Genomic DNA, 13,118 nt, shown 5'->3' on the forward strand with positions numbered 1-13,118 from the left:
TCAGGCGTGATGTGTGACGTGCGTCAGGCGTGCTTTTTGATCGCGTCCGACAGCGTGTTGACCAAGCTGTCGATGTGCGACTTCTCGACGATGTAAGGCGGCGCGATCACCAGAACATCGCCAGCGGGCCGCACCAGCGCGCCGTTGTGGAAGCACTCCAGGAAGATGTCATAGGCACGCTTGCCCGGCAGGCCCGCAATCGGCGCGAGTTCGACGGCCGCTGCCAGCCCGAGGCTGCGAATGCCGATGACATTGGGCAGCCCCTTGAAAGCGCTGTGGAACGCATCGCCCAACACCTTGCCCATCTCGCCGGCGCGAGCGAAAAGCTGTTCTTTCTGGAACAGTTCCAGCGTCGCGATGGCGGCCGCGCAAGCCACCGGATGGCCCGAATACGTGTAGCCATGGAAGAACTCCACCACGTGCTCGGGCGCTGAAGTGTTCATCATCGCGTCGTAGAGCTTGTCGCGGCAGATCACGCCGCCCAGCGGAATCACGCCATTGGTCACGCACTTCGCGAAGTTCAGCATGTCGGGCACGACGCCGAAATAGTCCGACGCGAAGTTGGTGCCCATGCGCCCGAAGCCGGTGATGACCTCATCGAAGATCAGCAGGATGCCGTGCTTGTCGCAGATCTCGCGCAGTTTCTGCAGGTAGCCCTTGGGCGGCAGGTACCAGCCGGCCGAACCGGCCACCGGCTCCACGATGATCGCGGCCACATTGCTGGGATCGTGCAGCGGCAGGATGCGCTGCTCCAGTTCGGCCAATGCATCCTCCACCCAGACAGGCTCCTGGTTGTGGATGTACGCATGATTGACCGGGTCATGGATGAAGCGCATGTGGTCCACGCGCGGCAGGAATGCCGAGCCGAACACCTTGCGATTGCCCGGAATGCCACCCACCGACATGCCGCCGAAGCCAACCCCGTGGTAGCCCTTTTCCCGGCCGATGAAGACATTGCGGTGGCCTTCGCCGCGCGCGCGGTGATAGGCCAGCGCCACCTTCAGCGAGGTGTCAGCCGCTTCGCTGCCTGAATTGCAGAACAGCACCTTGTTGAGATCGCCCGGCGCCATGGCGGCGATCATCTCAGCCGCCTTGAAGGCCTTGTCGTTGCTGACCTGGAAAGCCGTCGCGTAGTCGAGCGTGTCCAGCTGCGTCTTGATCGCCTCGTTGATCGGCTTGCGGTTGTGCCCCGCGCCCACGCACCAGAGGGAGGAGATGCCGTCGATCACCTTGCGCCCGTCATGCGTGGTGAACTCCATCCCGTCGGCCGCCACGAAGACGCGCGGGTCCTTCTTGAAGTGACGATTCGGGGTGAAGGGCAACCACTGGTTGTCCATGTTGAAGTCGCTATAGGCCATGAATCGCTCCTGAGGGGTACGTTCTTGCTTGAAAAGGTTCATTTTGGCACCGGCTGCGCCCCCCGTGCGCCCTGCGACAATGGCCGGCCTTATGAATCCCGCGTACATCCTTACCCTTTCCTGCCCCGATCGCACCGGCATCGTTCATGCCGTTTCCGGATTCCTGCTCGAACGCGGCGGCAACATCGAAGAAGCAGCCCAGTACAACGACCGCGGCACCGGCCTGTTCTTCATGCGCGTGCGCTTCGCCTGCGATCAGAGCGAAGCGGCCCTTTGCGAGCAAATCGGCGAACTGGCGGCGAAGTTCGGAATGCGCTGGGAGCTCCATGCCGCTGCCGAGCCCATGAAGACGGTCATCATGGTCAGCAAGGAAGGCCACTGTTTGAACGACCTGCTCTTCCGCTGGAAGAGCGGCCTGCTCTCCATCGACGTGCGCGCGATCGTCTCGAATCACCGCGACTTCTACCAGCTGGCGGCGAGCTACAACGTGCCCTTTCACCACATTCCGGTGACTGCCGCGACCAAGGCGCAGGGCGAGGCGAAGCAGCTCGAGATCATCGAAGCCGAAGGCGCCGATCTCGTGGTGCTGGCGCGATACATGCAAATCCTGAGCAACGACCTGTGCGTCAAGCTCGCCGGTCGCGCCATCAACATCCATCACTCCTTCCTCCCCAGCTTCAAGGGCGCGAAGCCCTACTACCAGGCGCACGACCGCGGCGTGAAGCTGATCGGCGCCACCGCGCACTACGTGACGGCCGACCTCGACGAAGGCCCGATCATCGAGCAGGACGTCGAGCGCGCCGACCATACCGACACCGTCGAAGACCTCACCGCACGCGGTCGCGACACTGAGAGCCAGGTTCTGGCGCGGGCCGTGAAGTGGCACAGCGAGCATCGGGTCCTGCTGAACGGGCACCGCACCGTGGTCTTCCGCTGAGCCTGGCGTTCAGCCGGCGTCGAAGTCGATGAAAGGTCGGTGAAGACGGAGACAATGGCGCATGAACACAGCGTCCATCGAACCGCGAAAAGTCTCGCTTCCCCGCAGAGAACTTCAGGCCAAGGTGGTTGGCGCGCTCAGGGAGAAGCTGCCGTCGCACGCCATCCTCTCGAACGACGAGGACACTGTCCCGTATGAATGCGATGGGCTCACGGCCTACCGCCAGCGCCCGCTGGTCGTTGCGCTGCCCGAGAACGAAGACCAGGTGCAGGCCGTGCTCAGAACCTGCCATGCGCTCGGCGTCCCGGTGGTGGCGCGCGGCGCGGGCACGGGCCTTTCCGGCGGCGCGATGCCGGACGCGCTGGGCGTGACGCTCTCGCTCGCCAAGTTCAATCGCATCCTCAAGATCGATCCAATCAGCCGCACGGCTGTCGTGCAGTGCGGCGTGCGCAATCTCGCGATCAGTGAGGCGGCGGCGCCTTTCGGCCTCTACTACGCGCCGGATCCCTCGAGCCAGATCGCATGCACCATCGGTGGCAACGTGGCCGAGAACTCCGGCGGCGTGCACTGCCTGAAGTACGGCCTGACGCTGCACAACGTGCTGCGCGTGCGCGGCTTCACGGCCGAAGGCGAGCCGATCGACTTCGGCAGCGAGGCGCTCGACTGCGCAGGGCTCGACCTGCTGGCCCTCGTGATCGGCAGCGAAGGCATGCTCGCGGTGACCACCGAAGTGACCGTCAAACTCGTGCCCAAGCCCCAGTTGGCGCGCTGCATCATGGCCAGCTTCGATGATGTTCGTAAAGCCGGCGATGCGGTCGCTGCCGTCATTGCTGCCGGCATCATTCCGGCGGGCCTGGAGATGATGGACAAGCCGATGACTGCCGCGGTCGAAGACTTCGTGCATGCGGGCTACGACCTCGACGCCGCCGCGATCCTGCTGTGTGAATCCGACGGCACGGCCGAAGAGGTCGAAGAGGAAATCGGCCGAATGACGGACGTGCTGCGCGGCTGCGGTGCCACTGCCATCGCGTGCAGCGAGAACGAAGAGGAACGACTCAGGTTCTGGAGCGGCCGCAAGAACGCGTTTCCGGCATCGGGCCGCATCAGCCCCGACTACATGTGCCTGGATTCGACGATCCCGCGCAAACGGCTGGCCGACATCCTGCTGGCCATCCAGGAAATGGAAAAGAAATACAACCTGCGCTGCTGCAACGTCTTCCACGCGGGCGATGGCAACCTGCATCCGCTGGTGCTGTTCGACGCGAACGATCCGGACGAACTTCACCGCTGCGAGCTCTTCGGCGCCGACATTCTCGAAACCAGCGTTGCAATGGGCGGCACGGTGTCGGGCGAACACGGCGTCGGGGTCGAGAAGCTCAACAGCATGTGCGTGCAGTTCACGGCGGCCGAGAACGAGCAGATGTTCGGCGTCAAGCGCGCCTTCGACCCGGCCGGCACGCTCAATCCAGGCAAGGTGATTCCGACGCTGCAGCGCTGCGCCGAATACGGCAAGCAGGTGTTCCGCGCCGGCAAGCCACAGCCTTTTGCCGACCTTCCGCGGTTCTGAGATGAACGGCTTGCGCGGCATGGCATGGCTGCTGGTCTTCCAGTCGGCGGGCGAAGTTTTGTCGCGGGGCTTGTCCTTGCCTCTCCCGGGGCCAGTGCTCGGAATGATGCTGATGCTCGTCGGCCTGCGCTTTGCGGTGGTGCGCGAACCAGTGGCCGAATGCGCCACCTTTCTGCTGAGTCATCTTTCGCTGCTTTTCGTTCCGGTCGGCGTGGGCGTGATGACGCATCTTGCGCTGCTCAACGAATACGGCGGCCGCATGCTCGTCGTCATCGCGTTGTCGACCTGGATCGGACTCGCCGTGACGGCAATGGTGCTGTACTGGCCGGATCGCAAACACGAGGCCTGAACATGCCCCGCTTCGTCGAACTCTGGATCTATCTTTCCGCCACGCCGCTCTTCGGCCTTACGGCCACACTGGTCGTGTATCTGCTCGCGAACGCGGCATACACACGGCTTGGCGCCGTACCCTGGGCCAACCCGGTGCTGTGGTCGGTGGTCGTGCTGGCGAGTGGGTTGCTCCTCACGCGCGTCGACTACCAGACCTACTTCGCGGGCGCGCAGTTCATTCACTTCCTGCTCGGCCCCGCGGTGGTGGCGCTGGCATGGCCGCTTTGGCAGCGGCGCGCCGAGTTGCGCGCGCGATTCGGCCGGCTGGTGCTGGCGTCCTTGCTGGGTGGCGCGGCGGCTGGCGGTTCCGCGGTGGCATTGGGGTGGGCGATGGGATTGCCGCACGACGTGGTGTTATCGCTCGCGCCCAAGTCGGTCACTGCGCCGGTGGCGATGGGGATCTCAGAAAAGATCGGCGGCATTCCGGCACTCTCGGCCGTGTTCGCGGTGCTGACCGGCATGGTCGGAGCGCTGTCGGGCAAATACCTCTTCGATGTGCTTCGGATTCGCACCAGTGCTGAAGGCTATGCCGCGCGCGGGTTCGGACTCGGCACCGCCGCGCACGGCATCGGCGCAGCGAGGGCGCTGCACGTCAATGCGGATGCCGGCGCGTATGCCGGCCTTGCCCTCGGCATGCAGGTGGTTCTGGCGGCGCTGCTGATGCCATTGGTCTTTCGGCTCTTCTGATCTCCTGATCTTCTGCGCCGGCGCGCAAAAAAGCCGGCCCATGCATTTCGCATGACCGGCATGAGGGTGGCGCGAAAGCGCGTGGGTTACAGCGCGAGCGAGTTGCCGCGCGCAGCGGCGCGTGCTTCGGCACGAACGGCGTCGCGATTGACGGCGCTGGCGAGGATCGGCGCCACACCGGCCGTTGCGCCTTCAGCGTACGGGTTCGCGCTGTGCGCAGCAGCCACGCCTTGGTCGCGCACTGCCGAGCGGGGGGTGGTGCTCGCTACAAGCGCCTGGACGCCGGACTCGGCACCATCAGAGTAGGGGTCGGCACGGTGCGCTGCGGTCACGGCTTCGGCTTGGATCGTAGCGCGGCTGTTTGCCGACACCAGGGGCTGTACGCCTTCGTACGTTTCTGCCTGGGCACCGGCGGCGGCCAGGAGGCTGAGGGCTGCTGCGGCGATGATCTTCGAGGTCTTCATTTCGGTTCCTTTTGACTGTGAGGATGGTTTCGAACCGGTCTTGGGTGGGGCGCCGTCCCTGGAGGGCGGCCACCTCTCTCGGGGGCCCTGTTCACTCAGAACTGCTTGCTGCTGCTGTCCTGTGGAGTGAATTCTGCGCTCGAATTCTTAGTAGAAACCCTAGTACTCCTGCACAAGTCTGTTGCCGAAGCCGAAACAGTCAAATGGCGAGAGCGGGAGCTCACTTCCCGCTCCAGGGCGCCGCGCCTTAGGCGGCGCCCTTCAGGAGATCAGCTGCGAGACGCATTGTTCGGCCGGCGGTCGTAGCGGTTCGGCACGCCATCATGGTCGTTGTCCCACCCGCCAGCCTGGTATTCCCAGCGGCCGCCGTGCTCGTGCCATTGAGGCGCGCGGTAGGCGTAGCCTGGCCGGGCGCGCATCCAGTTTCCGCCTTGCCAGACATAGCGCCCGTGGTTCCATTCATAGTGGGCCGGTGCCCAGACATAGCCGGGGCGGGGTGGCGGAACGTGCTCACGACGCGGCGCGGGCGGCGGACCCACGCGCACCGAAACCACGGCCTGCGCCTGTGCGGCTGTCGGCACAACCATCGCGCCGAGCGACAGAAGTGATGCGGCACCCATCGCAAAAGTGACAGCGAGTTTTTTCATGAGGATTCCTTTGAGTTGCTGGAGACTTCATCCTCCATGCCCCATGTGAATCCTTCGTAAGCGCCCGGCGAAGTCTTGTGTAAACCTGTTTCGGCCGATCCTGCGGCGACATCTCTATTTCTGCAGCGCGCGCAAGTCGATAGCGTCAGCCATCGCCGCATGGCCCGCAACGCCGGGATGCAAGTGATCGCCCAGGTCGTACACGGGCTTCAGCGACTGGGGATCGGCAGGATCGCGCAGTGCCGCATCGAAATCGACGACGCCATCGACGCCCTGCTGGCCGCGGATCCAACGGTTCACGGCCTGCCGGCGGAGCTCTTTTTCCGCAGTCCAGTAGGGCGACCCCTTGAAAGGCAGCAGCGTGCCCAGCAGCACCTTGACGCCCCAGGCGCGCGACTCGTCGATCAACCGCTGCAAGCCCGCGGTGATCTGATCGATTTCCGGAGGGCCCAGCCGTCCGCTCGAGCCCTGCGGCAAGGTCAAGCCGATGTCGTTGATGCCGATCAGGATGATCACGTGCGTCACGCCGCTTTGCTCCAGCACATCGCGCCGGAAGCGATCGATGCCTTTGGGTCCGGCGCCGTCGCTGAGTAGGCGATTGCCCGATATGCCCTCGTTGAGCACCGAGAACTGCCCTGCACTGCCAGGCCTTCCGCGCAAGCGCAACGCGAGGCGCTCGGGGTAGCGCAGCATGCGCCCGTCGCCTTCGATGCCCGCACCTTCGGTGATCGAATCGCCGAACGCGACCACGACACGCGCTGCCCTCGGCCCGAGGACATCCAGGCCCGTCACGATGTGGTTCCAGTCGGTACGCGCGGCATCCGGCAAAGTGGCCTCGCGGACCCTGTTGCCCGGCGAGACCCAGGTCGCACCCGGCGTCAGGTGATGCACCGTCGCGAAAGGCACCGGCGCATCGACGTAGAAGCTGACCGATACGGTCTGGTCAGGCGCGACGGCAAACGAAGCGGCGTCGCTCCAGGCTTCCGCGCCGGGCGCGATGGTGATGTCTGCATGGCCGCCGAATTGCAGACTTTGCAGCGAAGCAGGAGACACCGCGTGTCCGCCCGTGTTCCGCGCCACATTGGCCGACGCGATATGAAGCGGCTTCTTGCCGAAGCGATTCGAGAAACGAACGCGCACACGGCGTCCGCCCAGGGTCGGTTGGAGTTCCTGCCGCAAGGTCTGGTTTTCAAGCAGCGGCGGAGGCGACGTCGGCGCTGCAACCCACGGAAGCGGCTGCGCGTAGTCCTGCGGTGCCGCCGCCCAACTGCCTGCCCAGCGAACCTCGTCGTGCGATTGCGCCGACTGCGCCGTCTGCGCCGTCTGCGCGAGCGCTGGCGGATGGGCCAGCGCCACGCCCAGCATCAGAGCGCCAAAGAGTCGTGCAACCAGGTTCATGCGCAAAGCAGCGCAGTTTACGGAATCCTCTTCACCATGTGTCGACGTACGCCGTGGCCGGACGGTGCGATGCGGCGGATGACGCCAGCCCGCGTACCAGCCACGATCGCGTATCGGCGGGATCGATGACGGCATCGATCTCCAGCGTTTGCGCCATGTGGATGGCCTCGCCGTTCTCGTACTGCTGCGCCACCAGCTTCTTGAACAGTGCATCGCGCTCAGGCCCTTCGGGCGCAGCTTCGAGCTCCTTTCGGAAGCCCAGCCGCACCGCGCCTTCAAGCCCCATCGCACCGAACTCGCCCGTCGGCCACGCGACGGTGAACACAGGCGCATCGAAACCGCCGGCGGTCATTGCCTGCGCTCCGAGCCCATAACCTTTGCGCAACACGACCGCGAAATACGGCACGCGCAGGTGCGATGCCACCATGAACATCCGGCACACATGCCGTACCTGCGCTTGCGCTTCGACCTCGGGGCCCACCATGAAGCCGGGTGTGTCGCACAGCGCAACCAGCGGCAATCCGTGCGCATTGCAAAGCTGCATGAAGCGCGCAGCCTTGTCCGCGGCCTCGACATCGATCGCGCCGCCGAGATGATGCGGATTGTTGGCGAGCAGCCCTACCGGCTTGCCTTCGATACGTGCCAGCGCGGTCACGATGCCGGCGCCGAATCCGGCACGCAGTTCCAGCAGCGAGCCGGTGTCGACCACGCCGCGCATTGCGGCACGCACGTCGTACACACGCAGCCGGTTTTCAGGGACGGCGTGGCGCAACGCGCGTTGATCGGCGCATTCCCATGCACTCGTCGGGCCCTGGAAGTACGACAGGTACTGCTTTGCCGCGGCAACCGCCTCCGCTTCATTCTTCACGAGGATGTCGATCACGCCGTTGCGCGACTGCACGCTGCTCGGGCCGATCTGCTCAGGCGCGAATGTGCCGAGACCGCCGCCTTCGATCATGGCGGGGCCGCTCATGCCGATGTTGCTGGCCTCGGTGGCGATGATCACGTCCGCACAACCCAGGAGCGCCGCATTGCCCGCGAAGCAGCGTCCATGCACGATTCCGACGACCGGCACCTTTCCGGAGAGCGCCGCAAACTGGCTGAACGTGTGGTTGTTCAGCCCGGCAACGATCGGCATGTCGGTGTCCCCGGGCCGGCCGCCGCCGCCTTCGGCAAACAGAACCACGGGCAAGCCCAGCTGGTGCGCGATGCCCAGCATGCGATCGGTCTTGTGATGGTTGCGCATGCCCTGCGTGCCCGCCAGCACGGTGTAGTCGTAGGACATGACCACGCAGCGCGACTTCTCTGCGCCGAACTGCTTCGCATTGATGCTTCCGATGCCGGTCACCATGCCGTCCGCGGGTGTGTTGGCGATCAAGTCCTCGAGCGAGCGGCGGCGCGTCTGCGCGGCAATCGCCAGTGCGCCGTACTCGGCGAAGTTGCCGGGGTCGTCAGCGAGATCGCAAAGATCAGCGACGTTGGCGCGCGCAGTGCGGCCACCCTGTGCATGACGCTTCGCGACCGCGGTGGCACGGTTCGTGTCGAGCGTGAATGCGTGCCGGTCGATGACCTTCCGCAGATCGGGGCGGATCTCGTCCAGGTCACGTTCAGTACGCGCTTCAGCTTCGACGGCATGCGCGTCCACGGCTTCGAGCTTCACCAAAGACTGCCCTTCGACGAGATAGTCACCCGGCTGCGCCATGAGCGCGATGACGCGGCCCGCAACAGGGGCGTGCAGCAGGTGCTCCATCTTCATGGCTTCGAGCACGCCGATCTGGGCGCCAGCGGGTACGACGTCGCCGACATCCACTTCGAATTGCACGAGCTTGGCGGGCATGGGTGCCTTCACCATGAGTTCGTCGTCCTCATCCTCCGCAACTGTCTTTGCAGCTTCAGTGGCCACAGAGGCCGCAGGGCGCGCGTGCTTCGCAGCGGCCGCGTTCACTTGCCCGGCGGCGGCCAGCAGATCGGCCAGATGCGCTTCGACGAATCGGGTGTGTACCGTTTGACTCCCGAATTCCGGCCGCATTGCGATGGCCTGCAGCAGCGAGAGGTTCGTCGCGATGCCCTCGATACGGCATTCCTCCAGCGCGCGCAGCGAGCGGCGCACGACGTCGGCAAAGCGCGGCGAGGACGAATGCACGATCAGCTTGGCAAGCAGCGTGTCGTAGTGCGGCGAAGGCGCGAGCCCGGCATAGCCATGCGTATCGACACGCACGCCGGGTCCGGCCGGCAGATCGAAGCGACTCAGCGTGCCGCCGGAAGGCCGCGCATTGCCTTGCGAATCGAGCGTCTCGGCATTGATGCGCCATTGCACTGCAAACCCGCGCTGAGGTGCTATGCGCCCGGTATCGACGCCGACGTCAGCAAGTGTCTGCCCCGTCGCGATGCCAATCTGCAATTGCACGAGGTCCAGGCCCGTCACCGCTTCGGTCACGGTGTGCTCCACCTGCAATCTTGGATTGGCTTCGATGAAGACGTAGGGCAGTGTCGACGAATGCTCGTCGACGAGGAATTCAAACGTGCCAAGGCTCTGATAGCCCACTGCCTTGGCCATGCGGAGCGCCGCTTGCGTGATCTGCTCGCGCAGCGCGTTGGGCAGCGAGGGGCTCGGTGCAATTTCGACCAGCTTTTGAAACCGCCGTTGAAGCGTGCATTCGCGCTCGCCCAGGCTGGCAACCGCTTTGCCATCGCCGATGACCTGTACTTCGATGTGGCGCGCATTGCGCATCAAGCGTTCGACGTAGACGCCTTCGACACCAAAAGCCGCCTTGGCCTCGGACATGCAGCGTGCGTGTGCCTCTGGAAGCTCGTCGGCGTTCAGCACGGCTCGCATGCCGCGCCCGCCACCACCACCGATGGCCTTGACCATCACGCCCGCGCCGTCGGCCTTTTGCGCAGCGAAGAAGGCCTGGGCCTCCGCGAGCGTCGCGGCACCGGCGCTGCCGGGCATCACCGGCACATCGCACTGCTCGGCGAGCGCGCGCGCACGGGCCTTGTCGCCGAAGAGCGCAAGTTGATCCGGCGTCGGGCCAATGAACCGCAGGGCCGCGTCTGCGCATGCCTTCGCGAGGTCTGCGCGTTCACTCAAGAACCCGTAGCCGGGGTGCACCGCATCGCATCCATGATCGCGCGCGATCGTGATCAACGCGGCAACATCAAGGTAAGCCGACGGGCCGGTCGCATGCAAGGGCACTGCAATGTCGGCGAGCTGCACGTGCAACGCCGATGCGTCGTCGACGGCATGGACGACGACACTCTCGATGCCGAGATCACGCACCGCGCGAACCAGCCGCACCGCGATCTCGCCGCGATTGGCAATCAGGACTTTCTTCATCATCGTCCGTCAGCCTTCGAGAAGGCGGCGCAACACTTTTCCGGCGCCGGTGCCGCGCTCGCGCGCATGGGTCCGGAGGTATTCGTGCAGCGGTTGCTGCGGACGATCGGGGGCTGCGTTGTCTCCATGGCGTCACTCTCACAGGGTTATCGATAGGGTTGGCCGCTTGCCATCGCTGCATGGTGCCCCAACAATCCTACCCATGGGTATAACTTCGGCGACACCGCACAAACCCTCTCACGAACCATCCGGACGCGGCGATGCGGCTTCGAGAAGAAGCGATCTGCCGCAGGGCACGGGCCGCCAGCGCGCCGCGACCGCCGGCACCGACATGCAGCGCGAGCGCATCCTGCAGGCGGCGGCGCAGCTCTTTGCGGCGCAGGGCTATGCAAACACGACGATGGCGCAGATCGTGCGCGCGCTAGACGCCACCAAGCCCTTCGTCTACTACTACTTCCGAGACAAGCAGGAGATCTTCGAGACGCTGTCGTGGCGGCCCGCGGTCGATTGTTTCACCTCGATGGATTTCGCGCAGGACGATGACCGGCGTGCGGTCGAGAAGGTCAAGGAAGGCATCGAACGCCTGATCCGCGCAACGGTTTCGCACCACCCCTGCGCCTTCTTTGCCTACAAGGAGCCGCAGGTCTATCGGCCCGAGTACCTCGCTGCACAGAAGAAGCTGGCGCGTCACTTCTACGACCAGCTCTTTCCGCTGCTGGAGCAGGCACGCGCCGACGGCGACCTCGACTTTGGCGAGACCAAGATCACCGCCTTCGCTGCGCTGAGCCTCCCCGGCTTTCTCTACAGCTGGTACCGGCCCGACGGTCGCCTGTCGCCCGACGAAGTCGCGGCGGAACTGTCGAAGCTGGCCTGGCGAGTGCTCGGTGTGCGCGAGCGCGACCGTTGAACGCACTGCGTTGTCGCTTGCCTCGCTGAGAAGGCACTAGCAACGGCCGGAGGCAGTCTCTCAGGCTCCCTTGAACCTGGCGGGCCTCTTTTCGAGAAATGCGGCGCAGCCCTCGTGCGCGTCGTCACTGTCGAAGACCAGGCTGATCATCGCCCGCTCGTACTGCAGCGCATTGCCGAGCGGCATGTCGGCCCCAATGTGCATCGCGCTTTTCAGCATCTTCAGCGCCAGGGGAGCCCTCGCGGCGAGCTTGTGCGCGAGCGTCATGGCCGCGTGCATGAGGTCCTCGCGCGGTACCGATTCATTGACCAGGCCCAGCGACACTGCCTCCCGTGCCGACACAGGATCGCCGAGGAACATCAGCCGCTTGGCCTGGCACAGGGGCAACTGGCGCATCAAGCGCTGCGAACCGCCGCCGCCCGGAAAGAGGCCCAGCTTGATCTCGGGCAAGCCGATCTGCGCGTCCTCGGCGATGAGGCGGATGTCCGTGCACAGCAGCAACTCCATGCCGCCGCCGAGCGCCCATCCGTTGACCGCGGCCACGGTGGGCTTCGGGCACGCCTCGAATCGCTGGAACACCCGCGCCACGATGTCGCCGAACTCCTGGTAATGCTGCAGGCCGCGCCGGCTGTCGAGATCGGCAATGTTGCCGCCCGCGACGAATGCACGCTCATCCGCGCCGGTCAGCACGACGACGCGCACCGCGTCGTTCGCCTCGAACTCGCCGAGCGCGGCTTCCATGGCCAGCAGCATCGGGATGTCGAGCGTGTTGAGCGTGGCGCCGCGATTGAAGCGCATGACGCCGACCGCGCCCTCGACATGGACCAGCACATGCGCATCTGAAGACGATTGGTTCATAGAGTCCCCGCAAGACAGGCTTCGATCTGCGGAAGGCGATCGACGCCGAAAAACCGCTCGCCATCGATCACGACCGTTGGCGAACCGAACACCTGTTCCCGCACTGCTTCATCGACGGCCGATGCCAGCATCGCCCGGGCGTCGTCGGCCCGCATGCGCAGCGCGAAATCCGCCGGATCGGGGAGCGCCGGATTCGCTTCGCATGCCCATCGCGCGACCTGCATGGCATCGCCCAGGTCGGCACCTTGGACGAAGTAAGCCCGCAACGCCAGACGCGCGAAGTCGACGGCCAGGGAAGGTTCCAGGCGCTCCAGAAGATAGAAGGCGCGTGCCGCGTGCTGGGTGACCGCCGGGAACCCCGCGGGTAAGCGGAACGGCACATCGAGGAAACGGGCGGAGCGCTCGAAGTCCAGCTGCATGTACGCGCGCTTGACCTCGTGGCCCATCGGCGGCGGCAGGTCCAGTGCACGCAGCACGGCGAACAGAATGACGGGCCGCCATCGCACGCGGCGGCCATGGCGGCCCGCGACGACCTCGATCTTCTCGGCCATGAAATAGCCGTAGGGCG

General features: G+C 65.1%; 12 protein-coding genes. 5 read left to right on the top strand and 7 right to left on the bottom strand.

Annotated features, from left to right (window positions below; translation table 11 throughout):
• Positions 1-23: 23 nt before the first annotated feature.
• A complete protein-coding gene (gene aptA, locus AC1DMA_RS11250) occupies positions 24-1,358 on the bottom strand; it encodes an omega-aminotransferase AptA (RefSeq protein WP_478144216.1) in 1,335 nt (444 codons plus the stop codon).
• Positions 1,359-1,449: 91 nt separating this feature from the next.
• Between aptA and purU the strand changes: the two genes are divergently transcribed.
• The 4 genes from purU to AC1DMA_RS11270 all read left to right on the top strand — a co-directional run bounded on the left by purU (position 1,450) and on the right by AC1DMA_RS11270 (position 4,939).
• On the top strand, positions 1,450-2,295 hold the full coding sequence (purU, locus tag AC1DMA_RS11255) for a formyltetrahydrofolate deformylase (RefSeq protein ID WP_478144217.1): 846 nt from the start codon (positions 1,450-1,452) through the stop codon (positions 2,293-2,295).
• 61 nt (positions 2,296-2,356) lie between these two features.
• A complete protein-coding gene (locus AC1DMA_RS11260; protein ID WP_478144218.1) occupies positions 2,357-3,862 on the top strand; it encodes an FAD-linked oxidase C-terminal domain-containing protein in 1,506 nt (501 codons plus the stop codon).
• 1 nt (position 3,863) lies between these two features.
• Positions 3,864-4,211, top strand: a complete 348-nt coding sequence (locus tag AC1DMA_RS11265) for a CidA/LrgA family protein (RefSeq protein ID WP_478144219.1) — start codon at positions 3,864-3,866, stop codon at positions 4,209-4,211.
• A gap of 2 nt (positions 4,212-4,213) precedes the next feature.
• The gene (locus tag AC1DMA_RS11270) at positions 4,214-4,939 is read left to right on the top strand and encodes an LrgB family protein (RefSeq protein ID WP_478125143.1); all 726 of its coding nucleotides are present in this window, start codon (positions 4,214-4,216) and stop codon (positions 4,937-4,939) included.
• An 86-nt stretch (positions 4,940-5,025) separates the two neighbouring features.
• Here AC1DMA_RS11270 and AC1DMA_RS11275 read toward each other — a convergent pair whose 3' ends face one another.
• The 4 genes from AC1DMA_RS11275 to AC1DMA_RS11290 form a co-directional block, all read right to left on the bottom strand.
• On the bottom strand, positions 5,026-5,403 hold the full coding sequence (locus AC1DMA_RS11275; protein ID WP_478144220.1) for a helicase SNF2: 378 nt from the start codon (positions 5,401-5,403) through the stop codon (positions 5,026-5,028).
• A 269-nt stretch (positions 5,404-5,672) separates the two neighbouring features.
• Positions 5,673-6,050, bottom strand: coding sequence for a YXWGXW repeat-containing protein (locus tag AC1DMA_RS11280; RefSeq protein ID WP_478144221.1), 378 nt, complete (start codon positions 6,048-6,050; stop codon positions 5,673-5,675).
• Positions 6,051-6,164: 114 nt separating this feature from the next.
• A complete protein-coding gene (locus AC1DMA_RS11285; protein WP_478144222.1) occupies positions 6,165-7,448 on the bottom strand; it encodes an SGNH/GDSL hydrolase family protein in 1,284 nt (427 codons plus the stop codon).
• Positions 7,449-7,479: 31 nt separating this feature from the next.
• Positions 7,480-10,788, bottom strand: coding sequence for an acetyl-CoA carboxylase family protein (locus tag AC1DMA_RS11290; RefSeq protein ID WP_478144223.1), 3,309 nt, complete (start codon positions 10,786-10,788; stop codon positions 7,480-7,482).
• Between the two features lie 199 nt (positions 10,789-10,987).
• Between AC1DMA_RS11290 and AC1DMA_RS11295 the strand changes: the two genes are divergently transcribed.
• The gene (locus tag AC1DMA_RS11295; protein WP_478144224.1) at positions 10,988-11,692 is read left to right on the top strand and encodes a TetR/AcrR family transcriptional regulator; all 705 of its coding nucleotides are present in this window, start codon (positions 10,988-10,990) and stop codon (positions 11,690-11,692) included.
• Between the two features lie 60 nt (positions 11,693-11,752).
• On the opposite strand, the gene AC1DMA_RS11300 is transcribed toward AC1DMA_RS11295, so the two are convergent.
• Positions 11,753-12,550 carry an enoyl-CoA hydratase/isomerase family protein gene (locus tag AC1DMA_RS11300; protein ID WP_478144225.1) on the bottom strand — a complete coding sequence of 266 codons (798 nt, stop codon included), beginning with the start codon at positions 12,548-12,550 and terminating at the stop codon, positions 11,753-11,755.
• The gene (locus AC1DMA_RS11305) at positions 12,547-13,101 is read right to left on the bottom strand and encodes a DsbA family protein (protein WP_478144226.1); all 555 of its coding nucleotides are present in this window, start codon (positions 13,099-13,101) and stop codon (positions 12,547-12,549) included. The genes AC1DMA_RS11300 and AC1DMA_RS11305 overlap by 4 nt, the downstream gene beginning before the upstream one ends.
• Positions 13,102-13,118: the final 17 nt, after the last annotated feature.

Source organism: Variovorax sp. 05N34 (assembly GCF_056397405.1).